The sequence below is a fragment of the Nordella sp. HKS 07 genome (genome assembly GCF_011046735.1).
Taxonomy (GTDB): Bacteria; Pseudomonadota; Alphaproteobacteria; order Rhizobiales; family Aestuariivirgaceae; genus Taklimakanibacter.
The window spans coordinates 820,567-840,756 of the sequence record NZ_CP049258.1 but is presented as its reverse complement, the minus strand read 5'-3'; the positions used below and the strand labels follow the sequence as shown (position 1 = coordinate 840,756).

Annotated in this window: 18 protein-coding genes; 6 read left to right on the top strand and 12 right to left on the bottom strand. The window is 63.0% G+C overall.

Translation table 11 applies throughout. The features are described from left to right. Positions 1–70 precede the first annotated feature (70 nt). From G5V57_RS04060 to G5V57_RS04035, 6 genes are all read right to left on the bottom strand, one after another. Positions 71–508 (bottom strand): YqaA family protein, encoded by a 438-nt coding sequence (locus G5V57_RS04060; RefSeq protein WP_165166315.1) that lies wholly within the window; start codon positions 506–508, stop codon positions 71–73. A gap of 3 nt (positions 509–511) precedes the next feature. Then, entirely contained in the window at positions 512–1,828 is a 1,317-nt protein-coding gene (locus G5V57_RS04055; RefSeq protein WP_165166314.1) for an MFS transporter, read from the bottom strand. Between the two features lie 49 nt (positions 1,829–1,877). Beyond that, a complete protein-coding gene (locus G5V57_RS04050; RefSeq protein WP_165166313.1) occupies positions 1,878–2,144 on the bottom strand; it encodes a metal-sensing transcriptional repressor in 267 nt (88 codons plus the stop codon). Positions 2,145–2,218: 74 nt separating this feature from the next. Next, positions 2,219–5,569 (bottom strand): autotransporter domain-containing protein, encoded by a 3,351-nt coding sequence (locus G5V57_RS04045; protein WP_165166312.1) that lies wholly within the window; start codon positions 5,567–5,569, stop codon positions 2,219–2,221. A 298-nt stretch (positions 5,570–5,867) separates the two neighbouring features. Next, positions 5,868–7,181 carry a chromate efflux transporter gene (chrA, locus tag G5V57_RS04040; protein ID WP_371744727.1) on the bottom strand — a complete coding sequence of 438 codons (1,314 nt, stop codon included), beginning with the start codon at positions 7,179–7,181 and terminating at the stop codon, positions 5,868–5,870. Continuing rightward, positions 7,154–7,972 (bottom strand): sulfurtransferase/chromate resistance protein, encoded by an 819-nt coding sequence (locus tag G5V57_RS04035; protein WP_165166311.1) that lies wholly within the window; start codon positions 7,970–7,972, stop codon positions 7,154–7,156. Before G5V57_RS04035 ends, chrA begins: the two co-directional genes overlap by 28 nt. Before the next feature lie 257 nt (positions 7,973–8,229). Here G5V57_RS04035 and G5V57_RS04030 point away from each other — a divergent pair, with 257 nt between their 5' ends. From G5V57_RS04030 to G5V57_RS04020, 3 genes are all read left to right on the top strand, one after another. Further along, complete coding sequence (locus G5V57_RS04030; RefSeq protein WP_165166310.1) at positions 8,230–11,706, top strand: indolepyruvate ferredoxin oxidoreductase family protein; 3,477 nt, start codon at positions 8,230–8,232, stop codon at positions 11,704–11,706. 56 nt (positions 11,707–11,762) lie between these two features. After that, a complete protein-coding gene (locus G5V57_RS04025; protein ID WP_165166309.1) occupies positions 11,763–12,470 on the top strand; it encodes an SOS response-associated peptidase in 708 nt (235 codons plus the stop codon). A 217-nt stretch (positions 12,471–12,687) separates the two neighbouring features. After that, a complete protein-coding gene (locus tag G5V57_RS04020; RefSeq protein WP_165166308.1) occupies positions 12,688–13,518 on the top strand; it encodes a Ku protein in 831 nt (276 codons plus the stop codon). An 18-nt stretch (positions 13,519–13,536) separates the two neighbouring features. On the opposite strand, the gene G5V57_RS04015 is transcribed toward G5V57_RS04020, so the two are convergent. Beyond that, positions 13,537–14,025: a hypothetical protein gene (locus G5V57_RS04015; protein ID WP_165166307.1), complete on the bottom strand. Its 489-nt coding sequence runs from the start codon at positions 14,023–14,025 to the stop codon at positions 13,537–13,539. A gap of 264 nt (positions 14,026–14,289) precedes the next feature. Here G5V57_RS04015 and G5V57_RS04010 point away from each other — a divergent pair, with 264 nt between their 5' ends. Next, positions 14,290–15,750, top strand: coding sequence for a sensor histidine kinase (locus tag G5V57_RS04010; RefSeq protein ID WP_165166306.1), 1,461 nt, complete (start codon positions 14,290–14,292; stop codon positions 15,748–15,750). Positions 15,751–15,827: 77 nt separating this feature from the next. Here G5V57_RS04010 and G5V57_RS04005 read toward each other — a convergent pair whose 3' ends face one another. Further along, positions 15,828–16,328: a ferritin-like domain-containing protein gene (locus tag G5V57_RS04005; protein WP_165166305.1), complete on the bottom strand. Its 501-nt coding sequence runs from the start codon at positions 16,326–16,328 to the stop codon at positions 15,828–15,830. A gap of 337 nt (positions 16,329–16,665) precedes the next feature. On the opposite strand from G5V57_RS04005, the gene G5V57_RS04000 reads away from it, so the two are divergent. Next, a complete protein-coding gene (locus tag G5V57_RS04000; RefSeq protein WP_165166304.1) occupies positions 16,666–17,577 on the top strand; it encodes a hypothetical protein in 912 nt (303 codons plus the stop codon). 90 nt (positions 17,578–17,667) lie between these two features. Here G5V57_RS04000 and G5V57_RS03995 read toward each other — a convergent pair whose 3' ends face one another. Beyond that, a complete protein-coding gene (locus tag G5V57_RS03995) occupies positions 17,668–17,874 on the bottom strand; it encodes a hypothetical protein (protein ID WP_165166303.1) in 207 nt (68 codons plus the stop codon). Between the two features lie 220 nt (positions 17,875–18,094). Next, the gene (locus G5V57_RS03990; RefSeq protein WP_165166302.1) at positions 18,095–18,529 is read right to left on the bottom strand and encodes an HD domain-containing protein; all 435 of its coding nucleotides are present in this window, start codon (positions 18,527–18,529) and stop codon (positions 18,095–18,097) included. A 383-nt stretch (positions 18,530–18,912) separates the two neighbouring features. Here G5V57_RS03990 and G5V57_RS03985 point away from each other — a divergent pair, with 383 nt between their 5' ends. Continuing rightward, positions 18,913–19,266 (top strand): hypothetical protein, encoded by a 354-nt coding sequence (locus G5V57_RS03985; RefSeq protein ID WP_165166301.1) that lies wholly within the window; start codon positions 18,913–18,915, stop codon positions 19,264–19,266. A 2-nt stretch (positions 19,267–19,268) separates the two neighbouring features. Here the strand turns inward: G5V57_RS03985 and G5V57_RS03980 are convergent, their stop codons facing one another. Together G5V57_RS03980 and G5V57_RS34185 are read right to left on the bottom strand one after the other, a co-directional pair. Further along, positions 19,269–19,997, bottom strand: a complete 729-nt coding sequence (locus tag G5V57_RS03980; protein ID WP_246737516.1) for an arginase family protein — start codon at positions 19,995–19,997, stop codon at positions 19,269–19,271. Beyond that, on the bottom strand, positions 19,886–20,179 hold the full coding sequence (locus tag G5V57_RS34185) for a hypothetical protein (RefSeq protein WP_246737515.1): 294 nt from the start codon (positions 20,177–20,179) through the stop codon (positions 19,886–19,888). The genes G5V57_RS03980 and G5V57_RS34185 overlap by 112 nt, the downstream gene beginning before the upstream one ends. Positions 20,180–20,190: the final 11 nt, after the last annotated feature.

Here is a 20,190-nt window from a genome sequence, read left to right as displayed (position 1 = left end):
GGCCACTATGTTATTTATCTAACATCGTGTCAATCGCCTTGCGCAGAGATGTTAGTGCTCTAACTTAGGCTCACGCGAGGCCCAAGGTCGCGACTGTCAGCACGAGATAGCGGCCGATCTTGGCGAGCGCGACAAGCAGCAGGAAAATGGGGAATGGCTCGCGCAGCACCCCGGCGGCGACAGTAAGCGGGTCGCCTATGATGGGCACCCAGCTCAACAGCAGCGACCACTTGCCATAACTGCGGTACCAGGCGCTGGCGCGATCCAGGGCTGCTTCCTTCACCGGAAACCAGCGCCGGTTGCGGTAGCGCTCGATGCCGCGGCCCAGAAGCCAGTTGCAGGCCGAGCCCAGGACATTGCCGACACTCGCGACGGTCACCAGCAGCCAGACCGGCTGCGCGTCGAGGAGAAGGAGTCCGACGAGAGCCGCCTCCGATTGCATCGGCAGAATGGTTGCCGCGGCAAAAGCGGTCAGAAAGAGCCCGGCATAGACCGCGAGATCACCCATCCATTAACGCAACGCCGGCGCGCTCGGCCATTCGGGATGATGGCTGTCGATCACGAAGATATGGCGGTGACGATGGCCGCCACCCGCCAGATGGGGATGGTCGTGATCCAACGTCTCGTGGACATGCTCGATCTCTTCGGGGTCATTGGCGGGCCACAGCCGGATGGCGGCTATCACCGCGAGGGCGCCGATGGCGCCGAGCACGATGAAGGTGGCGGGCAGGCCTGCTTCGGCGCCGAGCCAGCCGGAGAGCGGATAGGTGATCAGCCAGCAGGCATGCGAGAGGGCGAATTGAGCGGCGAACAAAGCGGGACGGTCCTCGGGTTGAGACGACCGGCGCAGCAGGCGTCCGGACGGCGTCATGGCCAGGGAATAGCCGAGGCCGAGCGCGAACCACAAGACCAGAAGCAGTCCATAGCTCGCCACCGTCGCGCCGAGCAGCAGGCCGATGACGAGAACGACGGTTCCGCCCAGCATGGCCTGGCGGTCGGAAAACCTGTCGAGAAGGCGTGGCAAGCCAAGGGCTGCCGTCATCGAGCCCGCCCCATAGGCTGTGAGTGCCAGCGCCGTCTCGCTCTGGCCGAGCCCGAAGCCCGCCTGCACGAGCACGACGGTGTTCACGATCACCATGGCGCTCGCCGCCGCGATCGCGAGCGTGAGCGCGAGCAGGCCGCGCAAGCGCGGTGTCGCCAGATAGATGCGCAAACCCCGCGTCGTGCGCTCATAGATGCCGCGGGCCGCAGCGGGCTTTGGGCTCGGCAGCGTCACCGACAAAACGAGAGCGGCGGAGGCCAGGAAGCCGAAGACCGTGCCGGCAAACAGGCTGTGAAAGCTGATCACGGTGAGAAGGGCGGCCGCCAGCATCGGGCTCAAGGCGCTTTCGAGATCATAGGCCAGCCGCGACAGCGAGAGCGCGCGGGTATATTGCTTCTCGTCCGGCAGTACATCGGGAATGGTGGCCTGGAAGGCCGGGGTGAAGCCGGCTGAGGCCGCTTGCAGGACGAAGATCAGCACATAGACCTGCCAAACCTCGGTGACGAAGGGCAGTAGAACGGCAACGCCGGCGCGCACGAGATCGAGAGCGATCAGCATGGCGCGGCGTGGCACGCGCTCCGCGAAAGCGGCGGCGACCGGCGCCACGCCGACAAAGGCGATCATCTTGATGGCGAGCGCCGTACCCAGCACCGAGCCGGCGTTGGCGCCCGCCAGCTCATACGCTAGCAGCCCCAGCGCCACGGTCGCGAGGCCGGTGCCGATCAGGGCGATCAATTGGGCGAGGAAAAGATGGCGGTAGGTGCGGTGCTTCAGGACTTCGAGCATGCGCGCATACTATCCCCCAGTATAGTATGTTTGCAAGATCGACGCGACCTCACAGGAACTTCGTGATCGCCTTCAGTTCGTCGAGCTGACCGCGGCTGCTGCTACCGGCGGCGCCGACTAGGCAGTGGTCGATGTGATCGCGGATGAATTTGTCCTTGGCGCCGGAGAGCGCGCTGGTGGCGGCGGCGAGCTGCTGGGCGACATCGACGCAGCCGCGGCCGTCCTCGATCATCGCCGCGATGCTGCGGATCTGGCCCTCGACCCGGCGCAGGCGCTTGACGATATCGGGATGGGATTGATGCTGGTGCTTGGGCATGGACGCGTCGACTTCCTTGGCGGTTCTGCCCAGTCTATAGCCGGTTTGCAGCGTTGGGGAAACGGCGCCGCTGCTCAGAACGTGACCGCCAGCGTGGCGTTGAGGCCATGATCCTCGGCGGCATCGGCGATCTCGCCATTATAGGCAAGGCCGGGCGTGGCGTCGGCTGATATCGACAGATCGAACCCAGCTTCCAGCACCGCCGCGTCGCGTGCGATGGGAGCGCCCGCGATCACGAAATCCGTCGAGCCGTCGAAGGCGAGTGTCGATTCCGGATTGATGTCGCCGAACGCATGCCGCCAGCCCGCCATGGCGCGGAATGATGCCGGCATCGTGCCCAACTCGAAGCCCATGGCTGCGCGCATGCCCAGTGTGGTGAAGGTGTTGTCATTGGTCTCGGAATCGCTCTTGAGCGCCGCCGGTCCGCCATTCTCCTCGAAGCTGTCGGTATTGGTCGAGACATAGGCGGCATTGGCGAAGGGCTCGAGGCGCAGGCTGTCGAGATCGAGTGCATAACCCGCTTCAACGAAGACCTGCACAGTGTCGGCATCATAGTCGGCGGTGAGCTTGTCGCCCAAGGCATGGCGTTCGGTGTCGACATCGTGCCAGGCATAGGCAAGGCCGGCGCGCAGGCCGAAGGCTCCCGACTGGGTGCCGCCATAGAGACCGATGTGGTAGCTATCGGCATTGCCGGAGGAATCGTGATCGTCGTCGAAGCTTGACTGGGCATAGCCGGCGAGCGCGCCCACGCGTATCGCATCGCTGGCGGCCATGTCGGCGCCGGCGAGGAAGCCGCCGGCATTGCGGGTGAACTGCGACGCATTGCCGTCGCTCTTGGTCTTGCCCCAGGCGCCGAAGCCGCGCGTCCACAGAGCGAGGCCCTGCGTGTCGGCCGGCGCATTGGTGAGGCCGGTGGCGCTGAAGCCCATGACCTGCTGGCCGGTCGCGGCGACGCTGCCGAAGGCCGAGCGCAGCCGGTTATTCGCGGCATTGCGCCAGAAGCGGCTGTCCTGATTGAACATGCCGGCGAGCGAAGCATGCACTTCGCTCGACAGCTCGTCGAGCAAAGCGCGGGCCTCGTCCGCGTTGCCCGCCATGGCGAGCGCTGTCCAGACCTCGCTTGAAAGATCCAGCGTGTCGATGGCGCCTGCCGTGGCCCTCTGGTTGCGCGTCTGGGCGACATCGACGAAGTCGACATTGTTGCGCACCAGCGTGAGCGTCACGTCATTGCCATCCCCGCCGGCATAGTCGATGAGCTTGGCGAGGAAGGTGAGATTGTTAATGTCGTCCGGGGTGAAGGTGCCGGTCACGGCGTCGTCGAGATCGTTCTCGATGAGGACATAGGGTCCAGTGAGCACGCCCCAGTCTGCCGCGGTGGTGGGGGTCAGGAGCAGCTTGAGCGTGGCCCCGGTGATGTCGACCGTGCCGTTGACGATGATCTTGTCGGCCTCAGTCGGATTGGCTTCGATCTCCAATATGCCGTGATTGGCATAATCGCCGTCGACCGTCTGGGTGTCGATGGAGTTGCCGGGGGCATGGACACCGCCGGCGGCGACCGTCGTCTTGCCAACCGTGCCGTTGCCGCCGAGCGTCGCGCCGTTCGCGACACTCACCGAACCCCCGAGCCTGTCGTTGACCCGCAAGGTGCCTTCATTGACATAGGTCTCGCCGTCATAGGCCGAGCTGTCGCCGGTGAAGATGAGCGTGCCGATCCCTTCCTTGGAGAGGATCCCTGTGCCGTTACTGGTGAGCTTGCCGGAATAGATCCCTTCGACGCTCTGATCGAAGATGAGCTCGGCCTCGCTCAGGATGTCGCCTTGCAGGCTCGTCGTATCGCCAAGCAGCGTGCCGTCCGAGACGGTCGTGCCACCTGTATAATCGTTGCTGCCGCTGAGCTTCAGCGTGCCGGCGCCGTTCTTTGTCAGCGATCCGCCGCCGCTGATGTCGCCGGTGAGTTCCAGTTCGTCGATCTGGACTTCGATCCCGGCAGCGCCGGTCAGCTCGATGTCCCTGGCGCTGGTGAAGCCGGCAGTGGCGCGCAACGTGCCGTCGCCGATCTCGAGCCCGCCCGTCGCACCGCCGAGACTGTTGTCGGCATCGACCTGCAGCAGGCCGGCCTTGATCGTCGTGCCGCCGGAATAGGTGTTGACGGCGGAGAGGATCAGCGTGCCGTCGCCGTCCTTGATAAGCTTGCCGGCATTGTCGCCATTATCGGTGTCATCGGCGATGACATCGCTGACGGACTGGGTCTGACCTTCGCTTGGCGCGAAGGTCATGCCGGCATTCTGCAGGAAGATGCCGCTGCCACGCGCCATGCCGCCGGTTGCGCCTCCGGCGCCGCCGGCGCTGCCACCCTGCACAGCTCCACCAGAAATGGCGCCCGAGCCGGTGATGATCAGCGATCCGCCATCCTGAACGAAGACCGTGCCGCCGAAACCCGCGCCGCCGCCGCCGCTGCCGGCGCCTGTGCTTCCGCCTTGGCCGCCGCCGAAGCCGCCGAGGCCTCCGCTATTGTAGCCGCCGCCGCCGCCGCCGCCGAAGCCGCCGTTACCCGCAGTTCCGACACCACTGCCGCCGCCGCCGCCGCCATAGCCGCCGGCGCCGCCAGCGCTTTCGAGCTGGCGGGAGCTGCCGCCACCCCCCGCGCCGTAGCCGCCATTGCCCCCTGAGGCGGTCATCCCAAGTCTGCCACCCCCGCTGCCGCCGCCGCCGGAGAGATCGCCGCCATTGCCGCCCGGCATCTCGTAGCCGCCGCCGGCGCCGCCATTGGGGCCGCCGCCGGCGCCGCCCAAGTCGCCACTCGAACTGCCGCCATTGGCGAAGGCGCCGCCGCCGCCGCCGCTGCCATCATCGTCGCTGTGCGCCGCGCCGCCATTGCCGCCGAGGCCGCCGCCGCCGCCGCCAAAGTTATAGCCCGTGAGGGCGCCGCCCTTGCCGCCTATCGCTTGATTATTCGCGAAGCTGACTCCGTCGACCGTGACATTGGCGCCGCTGCGCACATAAAGTGCGCCGCCGGCGCCCATGCCGCCGCCGCCGGCGCCTTCATTGCCGCCGCCGCCCTGGCCGCCCTGCGCCAGGCCATCGGCGATGGTGCCGTTGGAAATGGTGAGCTCACCCTCATTGGCGAAGAAGACGCGCGTCGTGTTGTTGCCGGAAATCGTGTTGCCGCCGAGATCGATAGTGAGCTCGCCGCTGGTCGCGGTCCCGATCGGCGGCAGGAATGTGTTCAGCTCGACATTGCCGGTGAGAACGATCACATCGTTCCCGGGACTGTCATTCGATTGCGCGATGGCATCGGCGAGCTCGGCCTCGTTCGCGACATTGAAGACGGCCGCTTGTGTGGCGCCTCCCCACAGCATCGCCGCGACCGTCAGCGCGGTCGTCGCTGCGAGATTGCGCTGGAAATGCCTTGATGATGAATGCATGCCCCATCCCTTCCGCTACAGCATCGGACCGAAAAGTGCGAAGCGGTTTTCGGATAATCCGATGCGCAAATCAAAGAGGTAGAGCGCCGGACCGATTCCATGTGAGCGTCCGGCGCTCTAAACCGCCGTCTCGACGCGGGATGCGTCTGACCCGCCGGTCCTGCTTTTAGCGAAATGATGAGTGCCCCAATTCACATGCCGCCCTGTAGTACATTTGACACTGGGGAATGTGGGCTGCAACGGAAATGAGGTTGTGCTTCGTGGATTGTTATTACTTTAAGTTGGCCTGCATGTGTCTTCAGAACAGGCCCTTCCAGGCGAGCCCCAGAAGCGCGGTCAGCAGCAGGGTGCGGAATACGCCCTGATGGAAGACGAAAAGGGCGAGCGCCGCGATGATCGAAAGGATCAACGCCGCCGGATCGAGGGTCAGGAACTCAGGCACGAGGCCGAAGCGCGTGCGCTCGAGCGTGGCGAAGAGCACATGCAGCGCGAACCATATGGTGAGATTGAGGATGACGCCGACCACCGCCGCGGTGACGGCGGCGAGCGCGCCCGACAGGCGCGGCATGTTGTGCAGGCGCTCGATATAGGGCGCTCCGACCATGATCCACAGGAAGCAGGGTGTGAAGGTCATCCACAAAGTAATGAGCGCCGCGGCGATGCCGCCCCACATGCCGCCGGCGAAGCGATAGCCCGCCATATAGCCAACGAATTCGGTGACCAGGATCAAGGGGCCAGGCGTCGTCTCGGCGAGGCCGAGCCCGTCGATCATCTGAGGCGCGGTGAGCCAGCCGAAACTCTCCACCGCCTGCTGCGCCATGTAACTCAGGACGGCATAGGCGCCGCCGAAGGTGACAACCGCGAGCTTTGAGAAGAACAAGGCGGTCTGCGCAAAGACGTGGTCCCAGCCGAAACCAACGATGATGAGGCCCAGCGGCACCAGCCACAAAGCGAGCCAGAGCGCCAGCGTGGAAGCGGTCTGGCGCCAGGGAATGGGCGTCGCCGCGACGTGTTCTGACGGTGCGTTGATGCGGAAAAAGCCGAAGAGTGCTGCGGCCAGGATGATAAGCGGGAACGGGACGGCGAAGGCATAAAGCGCCAGAAACGCGATGCCGGCGATCCACCAGTCGCTCGCATGTTTGAGGGCGCGTCGTGCCACCCGCAAGAGCGCCTCGATGACGATCGCCAGCACCGCCGCCTTGATGCCGAAAAACAGAGCCGCCACCATCGGCACCTGGCCGAAGGCGGCGTAGATCATCGAGAGGACGAGAACGACGAGCGCGCCCGGGAGTACGAAGAGGGTGCCGGCGGCAAGCCCGCCCCGCCAGCCATGCAGCGACCAGCCCGCATAGGTGGCGAGCTGCATCGCCTCAGGTCCCGGAAGCAGCATGCAGAAATTGAGCGCCGCCAGATAGCGGCTCTCGCTCATCCATTTCTTCTCGTCGACAAGGACGCGATGCATGAGCGCGATCTGGCCGGCTGGCCCGCCGAAGGAGAGGACACCGATCTTGGCCCACACGCCCAACGCCTCGGCGAAGCTCGGCGTTGGTGTCCGGTCCATGGCCGGTGCCGGCCTCAGTGGCGTCAGGACTTCGGCTTGTTGGTCGGCCAATTATGTGTCTCCTCGGTCGCGTCCCGGCACCAGCGATAGAAAGCGTCATAAAGCAACAGGCCGGCATCGAGCTGCTGCAGGTCGTCGGCATACATGCGCGACAGGCCGAGCGAGGCGGCGAGCAGGCCCGGCGCCTCGGGTGCCAGATCGGGCCGGGCCGTGTCGGCGCCCCGCACGATCAGGGCCAGCCGCTTGAGCGGCTCGGTCATGAGGCCGAATTCCTGGATCATCGTATCGAAGGTGCATGTGTCACCGCGATGACTCCAGAAAACATTCTCGATGTCGAAAGGTGTCGCCCCAAAGCGCTCGCCCACCATGATGACTTCGCTCGGCGCCACGAACAGGAAGACGGCCTCGGGATCGATGAAGCGCCGGATCAGCCACGGGCAGGCGATACGGTCGATCTTGGGGCGCGACCGCGTCACCCAGACGGTGCGGCCTTTCTCGTCGCGGCGCGGCAGTTTCGCGGAAGGCACCAGCGGCAGGCCGGCGGCCTCCCAGGCTTCGAAACCGCCTTCGAGCACATTCGCCTCCTTGCCGAGATGGCGCAGCCACGCGGCCGTGCCGTGGCTGAGTTTCAGGCCCTGCTGGCAGATGACGATGGCCGAATTGCCGGCAAGCTCGGAACCCCAGCTTTCGGCCAGGGGATGCGGGCGCCAGACCGAACCCGGGATCAGGCGCGGGTCGGCGCTGAAATCCTCATCGGTGCGGACATCGATGAGATGCGGGCATTTGGGCAGGCCCGTCAGGCGGGCAAGCTTGTCGACAGTGATGGTGTTGGGTGATGGCATGGGCGTCCTCCGGACTGATGAAATGTGCCAGGACGCGATGCTTCGGCTGTCGCCTTGTGGGGTGATCGCTTCGCCCCATGGGCGGATTAGGCTCCGGAATGACGGGCGAGTCAAGATTGGCGCAAGTCCGTTGCGTGCGCGGCGCTTCGCGCGACAGCTCGTTGCCTATGTTGCAGTGCTTCCGGGGCGCTATTTCTTTTTTCCCCTGGGATACCTACCTTATTGTCGTTGTGCCGCTGAATGATAGAGTTGCCCGCATGACTCAGGCACCGGCTTCGCTCGACGACAAATATGATCTGACCAAGGACCGGGTATTCATTTCGGGTCCTCAGGTCATGGTGCGGGCGACACTCGCCCAGAAGGCGCTCGACCGCGAGGCCGGGCTCAATACCGCGGGCTATGTCACCGGCTATCGCGGCTCCCCGGTAGGTGGCGTCGATCAGGCCTTCGAGCGCGCCGAAAAGCTGCTCAAGCCGGAAGCCATCAAGTTCCATCCCGGCCTCAATGAGGATCTGGCGGCCACCGCCGTCTGGGGCAGCCAGCAGGCCGAGATGTGGGGCGAGGGCGCCTATGACGGCGTCTTCAGCATCTGGTACGGCAAAGGGCCGGGCGTCGACCGGAGCGGCGACGTGCTGCGCCATGCCAATGCGGCGGGGACGTCCAAGCATGGCGGTGTACTGGTCATGGCGGGCGACGACCATGGCGCCGAGTCCTCCACCGTGCCGCATCAGAGCGAGATTGCGCTTCTCGATGCCATGATCCCGATCCTCAATCCGGCCGGCTTGCAGGAGCTTTACGACTATTCGATCTATGGCTGGGCGCTGTCGCGTTTCGCCGGCACCTGGGTGGGCGTCAAATGCCTGCATGACACGGTGGAATCGACCGGTGTCATCGAGGCGGGGCTGCACCGCATCCGCCCGAAGGTGCCGAAGGATTTCAAGATGCCGCCGGGCGGGCTCAATATCAGGCCCAATGACGACCGCCACGACCAGGAAAAGCGTCTGCACAATTTCAAGCGCCAGGCGGCCATTGCCTTCGCGCGGGAGAATGAGCTCAACCAGATCGTCTTCCGCGGCGGGCCACACCCCAAAATCGGCATCGCCAGTGTCGGCAAAAGCTATCTCGACACGCGCCAGGCGCTGGAGGAGCTCGGCATCGACGAGGTCATGGCCGCCAAGATCGGCCTGCGCCTCCTCAAGATCGGCCTCATCTGGCCGCTCGATTCCGCCATCATGCATGAATTCGCGAGCGGGCTCGATCTCATCATCTGCGTCGAGGAGAAACGCGACCTGCTCGAGACGCATGTGCGCGAATTGCTGTTCAACGACCGCAAGCATGCGATCATCGTCGGAAAGAAGGATGAGCAGGGCGAGCATCTTTTCCCCGTCTATGGCACGCTCGAGCCCAATCAGATCGCCATCGCCATCGGCGACCGTGTGCTTGGCCACAAACACTGGCCGCAAGTGGCCGAGAAGCTCGACGCTATCAAGGCGGCGCAGGGCCGGATCAGCAACGCACCCGATCTCCTTGCCCGCACGCCCTATTTCTGCGCCGGCTGTCCCCACAACTCCTCGACCGTGCTTCCCGAAGGCGCGCGCGGCTATGCTGGCATAGGCTGCCACTGGATGGTGCAGTCGATGCCGGCGCGCAACACCCATGGCTCGACGCAGATGGGCGGCGAGGGTGCCAACTGGGTCGGCGAGGCGCCGTTCTCCAAACGCCGGCACATCTTCCAGAATCTCGGCGATGGTACGTATAACCACTCGGGACTTCTCGCTATCCGCGCGGCGCTCGGGGCGGATGTGAACATAACCTACAAGATCCTCTATAATGACGCGGTCGCCATGACCGGCGGGCAGGCGCATGACGGCAAGCTCAACGTGCCGATGATCGCCAATCAGGTGCGCGCCGAAGGCGTTGACCGCATCGCCGTGGTCTCCGACGAGCCGGGCAAACAATATCCTGCGGCCTTCCCGTCCGGGGTCACCTTCCATCACCGCGACGATCTCAATGCGGTGCAGAAGGAGTTCACGGGTGTCGAGGGCACCTCGGTCATCATCTACGACCAGACTTGCGCCGCCGAGAAGCGGCGCCGGCGCAAGCGCGGTGCCTTCCCGGACCCGAACAAACGGGTCTTCATCAATGAGCTTGTCTGCGAGGGCTGCGGCGATTGCGGCGTGCAGTCGAACTGTGTTGCGGTCGCTCCGGTCGAGACGCCTTTCGGGCGCAAGCGGCAGATCGACCAGTCGGCCTGCAACAAGGATTACTCCTGCCTTAAAGGCTTCTGCCCGAGCTTCGTGACGGTGGAAGGCGCCGAGCTGGTGCGTGGGCTCGATGCCAAGAGCCTTCCGGGCAGCAATGCTCTCTTCGAGGTTCTGCCTGAGCCGCAACTGTCGATACTTGACCGGCCCTGGTCGATCATGGTCACCGGCATCGGCGGCACCGGCGTCATCACTATTGGCCACATTCTCGGCATGGCGGCGCATATCGAGGAGAAGGGCTGCGGCATCATCGACATGGTCGGGCTGTCGCAGAAGAACGGCGCGGTGGTGAGCCATCTGAAGATCGCCGCCAGGCCGGAAGACATATCTGCCGTGCGCATCGCCTCGGGCGCCGCCGATCTCATCCTCGGCTGCGATCTCGTGACCTCGGCGGCCGAGAAGGTCCTGGCCGGCGCCTCGCCCGAGCGGACTCATGCGGTGCTCAATATCGCCGAAATCATGCCGGCCTCCTTCACCCAGAAGCCCGATCTCCAGATCCCCTCGGAAGAGATGCTGCTCAAGATCGAGACGCGGGTGAAAGAAGGCGAAGTGCATGCGATCGACGCCACGCGCATCGCCACGCAGCTGATGGGCGATTCGATCGCGAGCAATCTTTTCACTTTGGGCTTCGCCTATCAGAAGGGGCTGATCCCGCTGCAGGCCACCTCCATCGAGCAGGCGATCCGCCTCAACGGCCAGGCGGTGAAGATGAATCTCGATGCGTTCCTGTGGGGCCGGCGTACCGCGCATGATCTCGCGGCGGTCGAGAAGATCGTCGAGCCGAATCAGCCTGGCGCGGCGGACGAAACGCTGGATCAGATGGTGGCGCGGCGCTCGACCTTCCTCGCTTCCTATCAGAACGAGGCCTATGCAGCCGACTACGGCGATTTCGTTGCCAAGGTCCGCCGGCGCGAAGCCGAAGTGGCGCCGAAATCGGAAGCGCTGTCGCGCGCGGTGGCGCGCTATCTCTTCAAGCTCATGGCCTACAAGGACGAATATGAAGTGGCGCGACTCTATACCGATGGCTCCTTCGACCGGGAGCTCGGCAAGCGCTTCAAAGGCGGCAAGCTCACCTTCCATCTGGCGCCGCCGATGCTGGCCAAGACCGATCCGGTCACCGGCGTGCCGCGGAAGATGACATTCGGCCCGTGGATGATGCCGGCTTTCCGGGTTCTTGCCTGGGCGAAGTTCCTGCGCGGGACGGCCTTCGATCCATTCGGCCGTAGTCATGAGCGCCAGACCGAGCGCGCGCTGATCGGCGAGTATCGCGCGGTGATCGAGGAGCTTCTCGGATTGCTCACACCCGCCAATATCGCGCTTGCCGCTGAGATCGCCGGCATCCCGGAGCAGATCCGCGGTTATGGCCATGTCAAGGAGCGCCATTTGAAGGCGGCCAAGGCGCGCGAAAGCGAATTGCTCGATGCGTGGCGCTCCGGCAAGATGAAGATGCCGGCGGCGCTGGCGGCGGAGTAGGGGAAGGCGCCTCTCCAGAGCGGAAATCAGTCCAGACACAGAGTGGGAAATCCTCCATGTGCGGCCGGATCTTCGATCCCGATGAGGTCAGTGAAACCAAGCTCAATCCCTTCCGGCGTCGCGCTGGCGATTACTGGCTCTGGAAGATGCCGCGTCGCTTCAATGTGCCGCCCACAATGCCGGTGCCGGCCATGACCTCGAAGGACGGTGTGCGCACCGTCGAACCTATGCGCTGGGGTCTGATCCCGTCCTGGGCGAAGGACATGAAAGGCGGCTTCAGCACCTTCAATGCGCGCGCCGATACGGTGGACTCGAAAGCCTCGTTTCGGAGCGCCTGGAAGGCCGGACGGCGCTGCCTCGTTCTGGCCGGCGGCTTCTTTGAATGGCGGCGCGCCGGCATCGGCGACAAGCAGCCCTTCGCCATCGCGATGGGCAATCATCAGATCATGCCGCTCGCCGGCCTGTGGGAAAGCTGGAAGGACCCGCAGACCGGCGAGTGGCTGAAATCCTGCACCGTCATCACGACGGAAGCCAATGAACTCATGGCGCCGATCCATGACCGCATGCCGGTCGTTCTGGGCGAGGAAGACTGGGCCAGATGGCTTGGCGAGGAGCCCGCCAATGACAATGAGCTGAAGGCGCTGCTGAAGCCATTTGCGAGCGCGCGCATGGCCGCCTGGCCGGTCGACAAGAAGGTCGGCAATGTGAAGAACGACCTACCGGAACTGATCGACCGGGTGGCCGTCCAGGCATCACTCATCTGAAGGCAATTAGAGCCTTTCCCGTTTTGATCGAATCCATGGATTCGATCAAAACGGGATAAAAAGGCTCGATTACATATACCTGGAGCGCTTCCTTGTCGCGAAAGTCGAGCAACTTTCGCGGGAAGCGCTCTAGGATGGCTCCTTTTCCCTAATACGGTCTTAACCCGTTCATGATAGACTCTACCTTTGGTCAGTTTGTTCACAGTGAGTTCGTCCCATGGCGCCCACAGGCCGACCCTATTGGAAGGGCTTCATCAAGCTCTCTCTCGTCCAGATTGCCGTCCAGATCTACAGCGCCGTCGAGCCGTCGAGCAGCGGCCTCAACCAGATCCACAAGCCGTCCGGCAAGCGCGTCAACTATGTGAAGACGGTCGCCGGCGAGCCGGTCGACGAGGCCGATATCGTCAAGGGTTACGAGGTCAGCGAGGGCAATTATGTGGTCCTCGAGCCCGAGGAACTCGATGCTGTTCGTCTCGAGAGCAAGAAGACCCTCGACTTGGTGGAGTTCGTCTCGGTCGACGATATCGATCCGCGCTATTTCGAGGCGCCGTATTACCTTGTTCCTGAAGACGAGTTCCAGATCGAAGGCTACCGCGTGATCCAGGCGGCGCTGGGACGCAAGCGCAAGCTGGGCCTGGGGCAGATCACCATGTCAGGGCGCGAATATCTCGTTGCCGTTGGCGCCCTGGAACAGGGGCTCGCCATGTATATTCTGCGCTATGCCAATGAGATCCGGGCGGCCGACAAATATTTCGGTGAGATTCCGGATGCAAAGGTCAATCCGGAACTGGTGGATCTGGCCGCCAAGCTGATCGCCGAGAATACTCGTCCCTTCGATGCCGGACAGTTCCGCAATACCTATGAAGTGCGTCTCCATGAACTCGTCCAGCAGAAGTCCAAAGGCAAGAAGCTGATCGTCAAGTCGGATGAAGAGCGGCCCAAAGGTGCCAATGTCGTCGACCTCATGGAAGCGCTCAAGAAGAGCGTGAAGGGCGACAAATCGGCCGGCAAGACGCCGCCGGCCAAGAAAGGCGGCAAGAAGAAGTAGCGCCGACGGCGGGTTGCGTCAGGGAGCGGTCAAGGCCGGCAGGTCCAGAAGCCCGCCGCCCAGCGTCTCGACCGCGGAGTCGCTCACCGATGGCAGGCTGTCCATCACATCAATCACATCGGCCGCCAGTCCTAACCAGAAGGGAATCGCCTCGAGCTTGTCGTTCAGTTCCCTTGCCTCCGGGATATATTTGCCGAGCTCGGGGAGGGGCTGCTTCGATCGCGCGATCTGCTGGCGGCGCGTGCCGGACATCGGCACTTTCTCGGCGATGCTGAGCACGTCGACCGCCCATCGGCGCTCGGCCACGCTGGCATTGGGCTTCTTGAGCAGGATCATGGCGAACTCGACGCTTTTTTGATCGAGTCCGCCGACATTGCGGATGCGGGCGAGTTCCGCCGCACTCTGCTTCTGGATGTTGATGGTCCAGACCGCGCCGCCAATCGAAACGAAGGCGGCCAGGATACTCACGATGAGGGCAGTGCGATGCCAGTCGGGTGTCTTGCTCATAGTCTCGGTTCACCCGCATTTTCGGGCTTCGGTTCTGAATGCTGCCGCGCCATATCCAGCTTTGCGCCGCTTGTCCAGTACGCCATGATTTCTCGAGTGCTGAGCACCGCATCCGACGGCGGTCATCGCTCTGTAGGGCCAAAATTTCGCTGTTCACGACGCGTGCGGATTGATAGCGTCCGTCCCGTGTAAGAGGACCGGACGGTGAGGAATCCCAAGAATAAGGCTGTTAGCGGTCAGCCGCCGTTGCTGCCAGGCGAGCGCATGTTCAGGTGGCGGGCCGTCTATCGTCTCACTGACCGTTTGTATGGCGCCCCTTCGCTTTCGGAGATTTATGAGGCCAGCCTCGACGCGATGATCGAGCTACTCGATTGCGGCAAGGCGTCCATCCTTCGTTTCGACCAGGGAGGGGTCATGCGCTTCGTCGCCTGGCGAGATCTTTCCGACACCTATCGCAAGGCCGTCGATGGACACTCGCCTTGGCGTCAGGGGCAACGGGATCCGGAGCCCATCTTCATCGGTGACGTCGCCAAATCGGATGAGACGAGTAGCCTCTTGCCCGTTCTGCGCCAGGAGGGAATCCAGGCGCTGGCTTTTATCCCGGTCACCCTCAATCGCGCGACAGTCGGCAAATTCATGCTCTACTATGACGCGCCGCATGTGTTCGACGAGGAGGAGCGTGAGATTGCGCTGATCCTGGCGCGCCAGCTCAGTCTCAGCATAGAGCGCCATGGTGCGGATCTGGCCGCCAGCCGGCTCATGGCGCTGGTCGAATCATCCGACGACGCCATCGTCGCCAAGAATCTGGACGGGATCATCCAAAGCTGGAATCGCGGTGCCGAGAACCTGTTCGGCTACAAGGCCGAGGAGACGGTCGGCAAATCCATCACTATCCTGATTCCGGAGGATCGGCTCGTCGAAGAAGCCTCGATCCTCAGCCGTATCCGCAAGGGCGAGCGTGTCGATCATTATGAAACCGTCCGCCGGCGCAAGGACGGCGGCCTCGTCCATGTCTCGCTCACCATTTCCCCGATCGTGGACGCGAATGGCAATATCCTAGGGGCCTCGAAGATCGCGCGCGACATAACCGAGCGTCACCATGCTCGGGAGCGCCAGCAACTGCTTCTGCGCGAGATGAATCATCGGGTGAAGAATCTCTTCGCGGTGACGAGCAGCATCATCAATCTCAATGCCAGATCCGCGGCCTCCGTCGCCGATCTCGCCACTTCGGTCACCAATCGGCTGAACGCGCTCAGCCGGGCCCATTCGCTCACCATGGTGGTGAACGAAGCGGCCGAGAGCTCGGTCGAAAGCGGCGTCACCCTGCACGGCCTTGCTGAAGCGATTCTGTTTCCCTATGACCAGGGAGCGCGCTCGCGCTTGTCGATCGTCGGCGACGACCTGGCGATCGCCGCAAAGTCGATCACGCCCCTGGCACTTCTGCTTCACGAGTTCGCCACCAATGCGGCGAAGTATGGCAGCCTCTCGAACGAAGACGGACGCGTCGATATAACCTGTAGGCTGGATGATCAGACGGCCGAAATTGTGTGGCGCGAGACACATGGACCACAGCACTTGGATGATGGCGAAAAGGGCTTTGGAAGCCGATTGGTCGAGGCCAGCGCGATTCAGCTCGGCGGCCGTGTCGATCGCCAGTGGGAGGCCGGCGGATTGGTGATCAGGATCGAGTTGTCACGCCAGCTGCTCGAGTCGCCAGATACCTGATCGGACGGTCCGCGCAAGTTGAGATGGTCGGGACCGCCCGGTGTCAGTATTGTATTCCAGTCGACCGCCGGAATACGTTAGGCCGCCTCTCTGCGTTCCGCCGCCGGATTGGCGGTCTCGGCCAGGCTGCTCAGTTTCTCGTCCGCCGCCTTCTCTTCCGCCAGACTTGCCTCGAGGAGTTCGGCTGCCTGTGTGAGACCCATCTCCGTGGCCCAGGCGATAAGCGTGCCGTAGCGGGCGATTTCATAATGCTCAACGGCCTGCGCGCTGGCGATGAGCCCGACATCCATGACGGAGTCCGCTTCGGCCTCCTCCATTACATGCTCGCTCTCCTTGGAGAGGCCCTCCAGCGCTTCGCATTTCTTGGCGCGCGGCGTCTTCTCAAGCAGCGAGAAGACCTCCTCGATGCGGCCAACCTGCGTCCGCGTCTCTTCAGCGTGTGAGGTGAAAGCATCAGCCAGTTCCTCGCTGCTGGCCTTCTTGGCCATCTTGGGAAGAATGCGGGTGAGCTTCTTCTCCGCGTAGTACATGTCGCGCAACGTGTCTTCGAACAGGGCCTCGAGTGAGTTCAATGCCATGGGTGGGCCTCCACAGGTGACAGGGTTCATTGTGATGACGGAGTCCTGACCATCCCCCTTAGTCGTCGAAGCTCACGAGCCGCGCCGCTTCGTCTCCAGGGGACCGGCCAGACGTGAGACCAATTGTCAGGACGAGGAAAGGTTCCAGAGCATCGACAGAAGCCTGACCGTTGAGGTCCGGCAACAAGCGGTAAATGGAACTTCGCGGTTCCTCGTCAGTTGCCCACTGACTCTCAAGTTGAGGTGTTCCATGAACCAGATCATTTATCTCATCGGGCTCGTCGTCGTCGTCATGGCGGTTCTGTCGCTGCTCGGCTTGCGCTGAACGGAGGTTTCCATGTCTGTCCAAGATGCCGGGCGAGAACCGGACGTGGCCGTGCTCTCGACCACGATCAACACCGACCGGACATCGTCGGTGGATTGGCCCGCCGTCGCGGCGGGAGCGGTGATCGCCTCGGCGATATCCTTCGTCCTCTTCACCTTCGGCACGGCCATCGGCCTGTCCATAACTTCGCCCTATCCGGCGGAGAACGTGTCCGCCGTGACCTTCGCGATCGTGCTCGGCTTGTGGATCCTGCTCATCACGGTCATGAGTTTCCTGGCGGGCGGTTATTTCACCGGTCTCCTGATGCAGCGCAGAGCCGCGGGCGATCATGAGAGCGAGATGCGCGACGGCATGCATGGCGTGCTGGCCTGGGGATTGGGCGTGCTGCTGGGTGCGGTGATCGCGGCCCACACCATCGCCGGAACGGCCAAGACCGGCACCGAGGCGGTCGCCACTGCCGCGCTTGCGGCAACCAATGACCGCGCCCCGGTTCCCTATTTTGCCGACATGCTGCTGCGCACCGACCGGCCGTCAGCGATCGCGCCGGCGGAAACCGAGGCCCGGCGCGGCGAAGTCACGCGCATTCTTCTCCGCAATCCGTCCGGAGAGGTGGACCAGGCCGATCGAACCTATCTCAACCAAATGGTGATGCGGCAGACCGGGTTGGCGGAAGCCGATGCTACGTCCCGCGTCGATACGGTGCTGACGGATCTGCGGTCAGGCGTCGCAAAGGCACTGGAAGCGGCCGAAAAGGCCCGGAAATTTGCGCTGTTTCTCGGTTTCGCCGTCGCCGGCGCGCTGGCGGTCGGTGCTGCCGCCGCCTGGTGGGCGGCGGTGCAAGGCGGCGAGCATCGCGATCAGAATATCGATCTTCGGCCCTATATAGGGTGGAACAGAGCCATCAGGTTCCGGAAGGTGGGCTGACCACAAATATCCGCGCGGCGACGAGGAGAACTCTTCGAGCCGCGCATCTTCTTTGGTCGAAAGAGGATCCTGTTTGAAATGCTCGTGCGGCTATCGCGCCTGTTCGTTTTCCCGAATCAAGCGCCTGCGATTTCTCGCCTGGATCAGCCGGTTCAAACGGTCGGAAATTGTCGCCAGATCCAGATAGCCGTCAACGACGATGCCGTTGCGATCGGCGCCGCCGATAACCGCCTTGCCGAATCCCACTTCCTCGATCAGCGTCAGGAGATCCGCGCGTGTGATGATGTCTGTCTTCATATCGGGTCATGCTTCCTTTTCGGGGGACGCCGACCCTTCAACGCTGATTTCTGAATCCGGTTCCGGATGGCGGGGATATTCAATGAATTTCCGCTCGGATCTTCTGGAACCAACCCGCTCCATTGGAGTTGACTTCAGCCTCCCGGACATCCGCGGGGCAAAGAACGGCCCGTCACACTCATTGCCGTCCCTTGGTGACGGGCCGTTTGTTTTCCGAGCGTTAGGAAACTTCCTGCGCGAGAATTATCTCTTTGGCCATTCGATAGCGCTCCATGCGCTCATGATCCTCGGGGCGGGGCGTCTTAATCCTCATCAGGTGCATGTTGTCGTTGAGATCGGCGAGCTTCACGCGACGGCCGATTTCGTTCTGCGCGGCGCGGCGGACAAAGGCTTCATAGTTCTCGCCTTCGCGCCGGCTTACTGCGTCAACCGCCTGCAGGATCGCTTCTGCGAAGCCTTCTGCGCGCAAGGCGGCCAGCGGCCAGGCCACGTTGTCCTCGACCACGTCATGAAGCACCCCGACAATGCGATCCTCGGTCGCCTCCAGAGCCATCATGACCCGGAGGGGATGCAAGATGTAAGGCTCGCCTGCCTTGTCGAACTGACCCGCATGGGCTTCCGCTGCGATCGCGATCGCACGTTCCAAAGTGCTCATAGCGCACCCTTCGCAAACTACGGTTCTGAGTGAGAGATCTCGCCCCGCATCGCGGCGGCGAGGAATACAGCCTGGGACCCAACGTCCCCCGAACGAGCTGTACTGACAAGAGCTACAGAATGACGGCGCCGATTTCAAGGGCCGCACCGGTGTCCGGCAATTTTTCAGGTCGCCGGGATGCAGCACCGGTTCCATCTATGGAACTCGATCCCAGGAGGGCAGTCCGGGCTCGTCACGGCAGTAGTTTGCGCATTCGTACACGCCACGGCGGGCGCTTGACATCGTGGGCCAGATGGCAGGCTTTTGGAAATATCAAATTCAGGAGTTGCGTTCGGACTTCAACTCCTGAGTCTGGTCGATATAACTCGGATAGGATCAAGCGAATGGCTCTAGGCCTCCGAATAATCCTTGAAGTCGTGCAAGCTTTGCTACGCGTGTGGAACAAGAAGGATGAGGGTAATCTCCTCGAGAATGCCGCACAAACCAGCACGGCCTCTGACGATGGAGCTGTCCATGGCCGGCCATTGAATGCGGCCAAATTGTTGAGCGCGCAACACAATTGGTCTTTGGCGGAACAGGGACACATCAAACGCCCCGAGAATACAAACAAGGGATCAAGTGATCCCGGAGTTCACATCGTTATGGCCAAGAAAGCTCCGCAGCAGGAGAAGCAGGTGCCGGAATTTCGCTGCAGAAGATCCAGCGAAGTCAATTGGCCGGCAGGTGTCGCCACGTAAATTTAGCGGTTCGCCAGGCTCCCGATCACATTGCAGACGAGGCGCGCAGCGGTAAAGGCGCCGATGCCATCCTTGTCGTTCTTGGGGACGAACTCTATGAGATCGAAGCCGACCAGCCTGGCCTTGGCGATTGCACCCTGGATCAGACGGGTCACCTGTGTGTGGGTGAGGCCGCCGGTCGAAGGGTACGTCACCGCCGGCATGATCGACCAGTCGAGCCCGTCGCAATCGAGCGTGATCAGAAGGGGAGAACCGGCCGTGATATGCGTGAGCGCCGCGCCGATGCCCTTCTCATGGATGATGGCGGCGGTGATGAGCTTGGCGCCCCAGGCTTCGGCGTCGCGCACTTCCTCTTCGCGCGCCGAGCCCATGCCGCGCATGCCCACCTGGACGATCTTCTTCACATGCGCCATTTCCGAGGTGCGGCGCATGGTGCTGGAGAAGCCCCAAGGTTCGCCATAGCGCTCCTGGCGCCAATCGATATGCGCGTCGATCTGCAGGATGGTCAGAGGGCCGTGATCGGAAAAGGCCTGGATGAAGGGAATCGGCGTCGAATCATCGCCACCGATCATGATCGGCACGGCGCCTTCGGCGAGGATGCCGCGCGCGCAAGATTCGATCAACTTGCGGTTCTTCGTGCCCTGTTTCGACTGAGTCGGCAGATCGCCGAGATCCGCGAAACGATATTGTCCTTTTTGCCGAGCAGCGGCCCGCCGAAATCGAAATCCCATGAATCGAGAAAGGCGGCATCGGCCTTGAGCGCCTTGCGCAAGGCATCGGGTGCCTTTTCATACGGGCGGTTGTCGATGCCCTTGTAGGGCGTGCCGTGCGGCGCGCCGAACAGCGCGGCCTGGGTGGCCTTGGGCGATGCAGAGAAGCGGCTGCCAAGGAAAGGAGTGGAGGGTTTCTTCATGCGCATGGACT